Origin of the sequence: Desulfosarcina sp. (assembly GCF_046496365.1) — a bacterium.
GTDB lineage: Bacteria > Desulfobacterota > Desulfobacteria > Desulfobacterales > Desulfosarcinaceae > Desulfosarcina.
This window is the reverse complement of sequence record NZ_JAWOHB010000038.1, coordinates 1-6,188: the sequence shown is the minus strand read 5'-3', so window position 1 is coordinate 6,188 and position 6,188 is coordinate 1. Positions and strand designations below refer to the sequence as shown.

General features: G+C 57.4%; 7 protein-coding genes. All 7 read right to left on the bottom strand.

The genetic code is table 11. The features are described 5' to 3' along the window. The coding region (locus R6V78_RS02620) for a sigma 54-interacting transcriptional regulator (protein ID WP_410287770.1) at nt 1-704 on the bottom strand (704 nt) is incomplete at its 3' end. Between the two features lie 146 nt (nt 705-850). Further along, a complete protein-coding gene (locus R6V78_RS02615) occupies nt 851-2,413 on the bottom strand; it encodes an NADP-dependent glyceraldehyde-3-phosphate dehydrogenase (protein ID WP_410287769.1) in 1,563 nt (520 codons plus the stop codon). 204 nt (nt 2,414-2,617) lie between these two features. Continuing rightward, entirely contained in the window at nt 2,618-3,157 is a 540-nt protein-coding gene (locus R6V78_RS02610) for a YeeE/YedE thiosulfate transporter family protein (protein ID WP_410287768.1), read from the bottom strand. Continuing rightward, nucleotides 3,154-3,696 carry a YeeE/YedE thiosulfate transporter family protein gene (locus tag R6V78_RS02605; protein ID WP_410287767.1) on the bottom strand — a complete coding sequence of 181 codons (543 nt, stop codon included), beginning with the start codon at nt 3,694-3,696 and terminating at the stop codon, nt 3,154-3,156. Before R6V78_RS02605 ends, R6V78_RS02610 begins: the two co-directional genes overlap by 4 nt. A 4-nt stretch (nt 3,697-3,700) precedes the next feature. Next, nucleotides 3,701-4,810 carry a sulfurtransferase gene (locus R6V78_RS02600; protein ID WP_410287766.1) on the bottom strand — a complete coding sequence of 370 codons (1,110 nt, stop codon included), beginning with the start codon at nt 4,808-4,810 and terminating at the stop codon, nt 3,701-3,703. A gap of 68 nt (nt 4,811-4,878) precedes the next feature. Continuing rightward, complete coding sequence (locus R6V78_RS02595) at nt 4,879-5,532, bottom strand: hypothetical protein (protein WP_410287765.1); 654 nt, start codon at nt 5,530-5,532, stop codon at nt 4,879-4,881. A 49-nt stretch (nt 5,533-5,581) separates the two neighbouring features. After that, nucleotides 5,582-6,188, bottom strand: a 607-nt coding sequence (locus tag R6V78_RS02590) for a pyruvate kinase (RefSeq protein WP_410287764.1), incomplete at its 5' end; no start/stop codon positions are given.

Genomic DNA, 6,188 nt, shown 5'->3' with positions numbered 1-6,188 from the left:
CTTTCAATCAGGTTCGAAGGCAGGGCGGCACAGTTCATTTTCACCAGGGCCCGGTCCTTGCGTGCGCTCAAGCGGTGAATGGCCCGCGCCACCAGCTCTTTGCCGGTTCCGGTTTCGCCGAGAACCAACACATTGGTATCCGTGCCGGCGATTTGCTCGACCTTGTAAAACACGTATTTGATTGCGTTGCTTCGGCCGATTACGTTTTCGTGGTTGAATTCAAGTTTGATCTCTTCCTGAAGGTAGGCTCTCTCGGCTTCGAGCTGGTCCTTGAGTTTTCTGATTTCAGCGGTTCGTTCCTCAACCAGTTCCTCAAGATGTCGTTTATAATATTCGCGTTCGGTCACATCCTCGATGGCCAACAGAATCATATCGGTCTGGCCGCCCTCGCCATAGATCCGTTTGGCGTTCAGATGCATGATCTTGAGGCCGATGGTTTCAAAGGTATGTTCCACCTCAAAATCATGAAAAGAGGTATTCTGAGGAAGGATCTCTTCCAGCAGTTTCCTGAGCCGGGGGATGTTCCACTGCCGGTTGCCCAGGTCATAGATCAGCACGCCCTCGGTGTCGTCGGGCTTGACATTGAATGTCTGATAAAAGGTGTGGTTGGCCGTTACGACTTTCAGATCGGAATCAAGCACGATCAGGGGCTCGCGGATCGACCCCAGAATCCTGTTGTGAATTTCCAGAAACGCTCTTTTCATAGAGTTGTTCCACGCTACCCGATTAACCAAGATCATGTTGGCTGTCACTTGGCACCTGGTAGGAATGACGCCATTTTAATCTATTCGGATCATGAAAGCAACCGGACGCTGTTTTTATCAGGGGATGCGGCATAAAACCCTCTCAATTACAGAATAAAGTCGGTGGCTAAAAATTTGCTTTTGTGGTCCCGCACGATGCGGGTGATGATCTGCTTGTTCGGCTCCGTCTGTTTGGCGGCAACCAGGGTTCGAATGGAAAAAACGCGCAGGGCGTCGGAAACGGACAGGGTCCCCTCGGCGGAATCCTTGCGTCCCGTGAAGGGAAACGTGTCCGGCCCCCGCTGGCACTGGCTGTTGATGTTCACCCGGCAGACCTGGTTGACCAGCGGGTCGATCAATCTTGCTATCTGATCCGGATCGCTGCCGAAAATGCTGACTTGCTGGCCGTAGTTGGAATTGATCATGTAAGCAATGGGCTGGTCTATGGTGTCGAAGGGCAGCACGGGAACCACCGGCCCGAACTGCTCTTCATGATAGACTCTCATTTCAGAGTTGGCCGGATAAAGGACGGCCGGGAAAAAGAAGCTGCCGCAAACCGTTCCCCCGGACGGATTCACGACCCGGGCGCCTTGGGCGACAGCATCCGCCACCAGTTCTCGCAGGTAATCCGTTTTGTCTCTTTCCGCGACCGGGGTTATGAAAACCCCTTTTTGCCAGGGCATGCCGAAGGCAAGGGCATTGACGGCCGCGGCAAAACGTTCAAGGAACGCGTCCACGATACCGGCTTCGACGAACAGGATCTTCAGCGCCGTGCAGCGCTGCCCGTTGAAGGAAAGACAGCCCAGTATGCATTCCCGGACAGCCAGATCGAGATCGGCGCCTTTCAGGACAATGGCCGGATTCTTGGCCTCCAGCCCCAGCACACAGCGCAGCCGATTGGGGTGGGGATGCTGTTTTTTCAAAGCGTTGGCCGTCTTGCTCGTTCCGATCAAACCCAGCACATTGATCTTGCCGGATGCCATGAGCGGGGGTATCATTTTACGCCCCTCGCCATAGATGATATTGATAACCCCTTTGGGAAAAACATCGCGGAAAGCCGCCAGGAGCGGCTCGTAAAGCAGCGCACCGTGCTTGGGCGGCTTCAGGATCGCGGTGTTGCCCATGAGCAGTGCCGGTATCAGAGTGGTGAAGGTCTCGTTGAGCGGATAATTGAACGGTCCCATGCAGAGCACCACACCCAGAGGTGCGCGCCGGATCTGCCCGATGATGCCCTCTTCGATGGTGAACCGGGAAGAGATGCGATCCAGGTCTTTAAGTGCGGCCAGGGTGTCGTTGATGTATTGAACGGTCCGGTCGAACTCTTTATGCGAATCCTGCAGCGATTTTCCAACCTCCCACATCAGAAATCGAACCACCCGGTCTTTGGCTTCGATCATCCGGAAAACGAAGCGCTGCATATGTTCGATGCGCGCGGCCACGGGGAGGGTGGGCCACAACCCCCGTCCATGATCATAGGCGGCAACCGCCGCATCGAGGGCCTGAAAGGCCTCGGCTTCCGTCAACAACGGATATTCGCCGACGGAAAAAGGCTCCGGGCCGGCATCGCCCGCCACCCAAACCGGGGATCGCACCTCCTGTCGGGGGCCGTCCCAGACCCGAATCTCACCGTTGACGAGATAGCCGGTCTGAATGCAGGGGATATCTTTCAAATGAGCTTCCGGTATATCGGTTGCCCGTGGAAATACGTGTTGAATAGTGTTCATTAGCGTCATGGCAGGGTCCCTCCGGATTTGCATAACGGTTCTTCAAATATCTAAAGGTGTTTCAATCTCAATTTATGGAATCAAAAACTTTCTTTGGCTTCTGTTCACTTGTTGCGGCAATCCGATCTAATGCAACATTGTCACTCATTTTCATCGCCGCTGTCGGCTTGATGATTGAGAACCGATGCCCCAGGTACACAAGCCGAAACCGATCGTCAACACCGCGACGGCTGCGGCATGACTGCCGAACAGATCCGTCAGGGTGATCTGCCCGACGTTGGTGGGGTCGTATAAAACGGGGATCAGCGTCTCGTGCAACTGGGCGAAAAGGGCCGTGCCCGCCAGTCCGCCCAAAAGGGCGAAGATTGCGTCCATGCGTCCCTCGCCGGCGGCCGCCCAGGTGGTGCCGGGGCAGTACCCGGTCAGCCCCCACCCGATGCCGAAGATCACGGCGGCCAGTCCCGTGGCCACGATGCTGGTGGGCAGGGGCAGGGTGCGCCCCACACCGACCGACTGGAGCCCGAAAAGGCCCACGGCGGAAAGGGCCACCGTAAGGACCATGAACCGGGGGATATCCGCGTCCAGCATCAGGTGCGATCGGGCCATGCGATGGGCGTCGGTGGCTCCGATGCGCTGGATGACGAATCCGAAGGCGATGCCCGAAAAGAGTCCCAGCCAAATTTGTGTCATTGGATATCCTCCTCTTGCGCTGTTTTCCCGAAGATCAGCCGGGCGGTGAGCATGGCCACGGCAAAAATGACGACGCCGAAATAAAGGCCGCTGACGGCCAGCTGCGTCGACCCGGAGATGAAAAGCCCCAGGGTGCAGCCGCCGGCCAGCCGCGATCCGAAAAGGATCAGGAAGCCGCCGAAAAAAGTGGCCGAATATCGTTTGGCCGGGCTGTCGCCGAAGCGCTTCACCCAGATCGGCAGCATATCGCGCACCGGGATTTTTTTGGATGTCCGCCCGGCGACAAAGCCGCCGATGGCCATGCCCAACACAAAGGTGAAAAGCCATGCGCCGGGTCCGGGAATGGCCTTGTAGTGGGCCTTGGCCGCCACGTAATCCGGCGCCACCCATTCGAAAAAGCCTTTGAGGACGCTGACGAATCCGCTGGACGAGGCCGGTGGCCCGTAGGTGGCAAAAATAAAGACGATGATGCCCGCCAGGGCAAAGGCGGCCGGGATCCAATTCCAATAGGGGATGGGCTGTCTGTTCGTGTGTTCCATGGGCTTATCCTCCGCAGGAGACGTACCCGCTTTTGGAGCTGCGGTCGCCTCCGGGTTTAGGGGCCGCGCCGCCTTTCCGGTTTGTCTTTCCCAGAGGGTCTAGGGCGGCGGGTGAGGGAGACGTTCCCGGCAGGACATCCCCGGCAAGGATGTTTTCGGCGGTTTCAACAGGAAAGTAATACCGTTTGTTGCCCCATTCCATCCAGGATGGCTCATAGAGCATCACGTCCTCGAAGCCCATGAGCCGGAGCACGAAATAGCCGAATGATCCCCGACGGGCCGAATGGCAGTAGGTGATCACGGCCCTGCCGGGGTCGAGGCCGCTGGAAAGTTTCTCCAACGCCGCGTAAGGCTTGAGCGCCTTGATGTCGGGGGTCGTCCAGTTGAGGGTGTAGTCGATGTTGGTTGCGGTCGGGATATGGCCCAGTTTGAGCACCGTGCCGTCCAGCCCGGTATTGGGTGCTTCGCCCAGGTATTCCGCCCGGGACCGGACATCCAGGATCTGATAATAGGGATCGCCGAGCCGCGGCAGCAGGTAATCGGCCTTGACCCATTTACGCAGATTGATCTCTCCCGACGGGGCCTGGTAAAGGACCGCCTCGGCCTCGCGGGGTGCAGCGACCGTTTCTCCGCCGGCATCGATCCAGCCGTCGATACCGCGCTCCAGAACCTTCATGTGCTTGTGGCCCAGCAGGTCGAGAACCCAGAAGAGGTAGGAACTGGTGGCGCCCCCGTCCCGTTTCACCGAATCGTAAAGCACCACGGTGTCGTTCCGGGCGATGCCGTGTTCGCCCAGCAGTTGCTGGGCACGGACGATGCCCACGAACAACCCGCCCATGTTTCCGGCGACATCGTCGTACTGGAATTGCTGCCAGGGCATGCGGATGGCGCCGGGAATCAGTTTGCCCTCAAAATACTTGTCCATTCGAACGTCCACGATCACCAGGGAGGCGTCCGCCTGGTGGGATTTCAGCCACTGGGCGGTAGCCAGGAAACCGGCGTTGGGATAAGCTTGACCGGCTGCGCCACCGATCGCCGAGACCGCCGACCAGTAGATACCGAGCAGCAAAATCGCGGCGATCGCCGCATAACGAATCCGCTTTTCGTTTTTCATGTCATATTTCTCCTTCCCATTTACGATGTCGTCCTCAACGGTTTCCGGTCGGTTCAAAAAGGTGCCGTTCAATCGTCCCTTTTTGGCCCCCTGTCGAACTCGACAATCCTGGCAAAGTCCCGGTCCGGCCCTTTGTGGACGCGGTGATACAGTGGACTCTCTTGCCCGACCCTGCCCCCCATGTCATAAGTGAAATCGGAGACCGCCACATGACGAATCCAGTATCCGGTATGCACCGGTCCCGCAGCGTCGTAACAGGAGTGAAAATGAACGAACTCGTCCCGGGGCTCCGGCCGCGTGTCGCGCCAGGCCTCGGGCGCTTCCCCAAAGAATACCGGATTGATCCTGTCCTGGGCCGGGATGACCCCATCGGACCGGGGCAGCGTCACCCGCACCGCCGTCCCTGCGTAAAGTCTGGCGCCGTCGGGCATGTCCGAACTGTAGAACCGGTTTTCGTTGAAGCAGACGAATCGCAGCCGGCTCAGGTCCCCGGGGTCTTCCGGTCGAAAATAATAGCCTACGAAGGGGCCGAACCCGATCATCCGACCATCGTGCACCTGTTCCAGGCGGGCCATGTACCCATGGGGAACGGCGACAACGACACCCGATGACCCATTCGACCCATCGGTTTCCGGGTCGGACCGGCAGCCGCAGATCACCGCCGTATACGCACAGATCAGAAGCGTTGTCAGGGTTGTCGCCCTGTAGAGTCCTATTTTCATAAAAACCTTAATTCGAAAGCAGGTGCCTGAAGCATCTCATACACCTTGATCAGACGTTAAAGATTTTCATAGACACGATTTCCGGCAGGGTGTGATGCGATTCATCCTCTATCAAAATCATTCTCTCGTCTTTTCCAACCATCCCGGCCTGGGTCAGAAAGCGTATCGCCACATCGGAAAAGGCATTGGTTTCGTCCTCAAGGCAAATAGGATAAACCCCGTAAGACAGGGCCAGAAAATTATTTGTTCTTTCATCGCCGCTAAAGGAAAGTATCCAGCAGTCCGGCTTGAATCTGGAGATCAAACCAGCGGCGCCTTTGCTTTGCGTGTGGGCCAGGATATAGCGCACATGTAACGCGTTGGCGGATTCGGCGGTATTCAGGGAAAAGATCTCCTCGACACGGTAATTACCGGAACCCGCACCCGTCCTGACGTGTGCGGGCAAATCGGCCAGGGCCTGGACAGCTTTACGTTCCCTTTCGGTGGATGCTGCAATTTTAGCCAGCATTTCAACTGCTTCTACAGGATGCCGCCCGATGGCCGTCTCTTCGGACAGCATTACCGCGTCTGTCCCGTCAAAAATTGCATTGGCCACATCAGACACCTCGGCACGGGTCGGCCGAATATTTTCCGTCATGGACAACAACATTTGCGTC

Coding starts and splice junctions, on each gene's coding strand:
- R6V78_RS02610 (WP_410287768.1), bottom strand. CDS start 3,157: ATGACACAAATTTGGCTGGGACTCTTTTCGGGCATCGCCTTCGGATTC.
- R6V78_RS02605 (WP_410287767.1), bottom strand. CDS start 3,696: ATGGAACACACGAACAGACAGCCCATCCCCTATTGGAATTGGATCCCG.
- R6V78_RS02600 (WP_410287766.1), bottom strand. CDS start 4,810: ATGAAAAACGAAAAGCGGATTCGTTATGCGGCGATCGCCGCGATTTTG.
- R6V78_RS02595 (WP_410287765.1), bottom strand. CDS start 5,532: ATGAAAATAGGACTCTACAGGGCGACAACCCTGACAACGCTTCTGATC.